We start from the raw sequence: 1,771 nt of genomic DNA, 5'->3' as shown, positions 1-1,771 counted from the left end.
TGGGTCAGGCCCAGCGACTCGGCGGCACGGCTCACGCTGCGCGCGCGATAGACGGCATCGAAGAGACGCAGCAGGTTGAGGTCTATGGTTTCAATATGCATGCCGTTCATATCGCTTAGCTCGCTTATTTTATTGAAGCCGGGCCGCAAGCTCCGCACACTGGCGCCCGGCGTGAATTCGCCGCCCCCGACGAAAGCGCCACCACAACGAGAAGGAGACACGACATGGCCAGACTGCGCCCGCATTCGATGTCAGCGGTGCTCGCGACCCTTGCAACCTCCCTGCTCCTCGCGGCCGGCGCCGCCTGGGCCCAGCAGCCGCCCACCGAGGAACCCGGCTGGGCCAAGGGCCGGCCCAAGAACGACGCGGCCACGCGGCTGGCGCCCGTGCCTTCGTTTCCGATCCCCACCGCGGCCGACCAGTTGCCCACCGCCAGGTTCAAGCTGCCGCCGGGCTTCAAGGTCGAGACCTGGGCCTCGGGCGTGCTCGATGCGCGCTCGCTGCGCCAGGGCGCCAAGGGCACGGTGTTCGTGAGCACGCTGTTCGTCGGCAACAAGGTCTATGCGATTGCCGAGCAGGGCGACCGCAAGCCGAAGACCATCGTCGACAAGACCGAGTTCGCCACCGGCATCGAATTCCACAAGGGCGCGCTCTACCTCGCCACGCACAAGCAGATCCAGCGCTACGACGGCATCGAGGACAAGCTCGACAACCCCGGCCAGCCGGCGGTGATCTACGACAAATTGCCCGGCGGCCAGGACCACAGCTGGCGCTACCTGCGCATCCGCGACGAGAAGCTCTACTACGCGGTCGGCGCGCCCTGCAACCTCTGCGAGCCCGACGACGCGCATGCGCGCATCTTCCGCATGAACCTCGACGGCAGCGGCATCGAGACCATCGCGCGCGGCGTGCGCAACACGGTGGGCTTCGACTTCGATCCGAAGACCGGCAACCTCTGGTTCACCGACAACGGGCGCGACTGGCTCTCCGAGGACCTGCCCAACGACGAGCTCAACGTGGTGACCAAGGCCGACCAGCACTTCGGCTATCCGTACTGCCACCAGGGCAACATCCTCGATTCGGAATTCGGCTGGGGCAAGAGCTGCGCCGACTACGCCAAGCCCGCCGCGCTGCTGGGCCCGCACGCCGCGGCGCTGGGCATGACCTTCTATCAAGGAAAGATGTTCCCGGCCAAATACCGCGGCGCGATGTTCATCGCGCGCCACGGCCCCTGGAACCGCACCACCAAGTACGCCGACATCGCGGTGGCCTGGCCCGACGGCAAGGGCGGCGCGAAGGTCGAGCCCTTCATGACCGGCTTCGTCGAGAACAACACCTACCTGGGCCGGCCGGTGGACTTCCTGGTGCTCAAGGACGGCTCGATGTTGGTGAGCGACGACCACGCGGGTGCGATCTACCGCATCAGCTACGGCGGCAAGTGAGGCGCGCCGGATGACGAGGCACACGGCGATGGCGGCAATGGTGGCGATGCTGTGGGCGCTGGCCCTGCCCGCGTTCGCGCAGGCGACCAAGGGCGCGCAGCCCAAGGCCGCGCCGGCGGCGGCATCGGGCGCCAAGGTCTATGCCGAGCGCTACGCCGCGCTGTGCGCCGCCTGCCACGGTGCCGACGGCCGCAGCGAGATGCAGGGCGTGCCCTCGCTCGCGGGCCAGCATTCGTTCTACGCGATCACGCAGCTGTTCCTGTTCCGAGAAGGCCGGCGCGCCAACGAGGCCATGACCGCGGTCGCCAAGACGATGAAGGACGAGGACC

3 protein-coding genes are annotated in these 1,771 nt (G+C 67.6%); 2 read left to right on the top strand and 1 reads right to left on the bottom strand.

Annotated elements, in window-relative coordinates; all coding sequences use genetic code 11:
* Positions 1-101 (bottom strand): LysR family transcriptional regulator (locus AC27VN_RS40515; RefSeq protein WP_490880368.1); only part of this gene is annotated, 101 nt, incomplete at its 3' end.
* Positions 102-224: 123 nt separating this feature from the next.
* On the opposite strand from AC27VN_RS40515, the gene AC27VN_RS40510 reads away from it, so the two are divergent.
* Together AC27VN_RS40510 and AC27VN_RS40505 are read left to right on the top strand one after the other, a co-directional pair.
* Entirely contained in the window at positions 225-1,442 is a 1,218-nt protein-coding gene (locus tag AC27VN_RS40510; protein WP_490880367.1) for a PQQ-dependent sugar dehydrogenase, read from the top strand.
* 10 nt (positions 1,443-1,452) lie between these two features.
* A partial coding sequence (locus AC27VN_RS40505) for a c-type cytochrome (protein WP_490880366.1) occupies positions 1,453-1,771 on the top strand: 319 nt, incomplete at its 3' end.

Source organism: Variovorax sp. 20P10.2.4 (genome assembly GCF_058244205.1).
The sequence above is the reverse complement of the archived record's forward strand: the minus strand, read 5'-3'. Positions and strand labels throughout refer to the sequence as shown.

Excerpts from the sequence above, each read along its gene's own strand:
- AC27VN_RS40510 (WP_490880367.1), top strand. The coding sequence starts at position 225 with ATGGCCAGACTGCGCCCGCATTCGATGTCAGCGGTGCTCGCGACCCTT.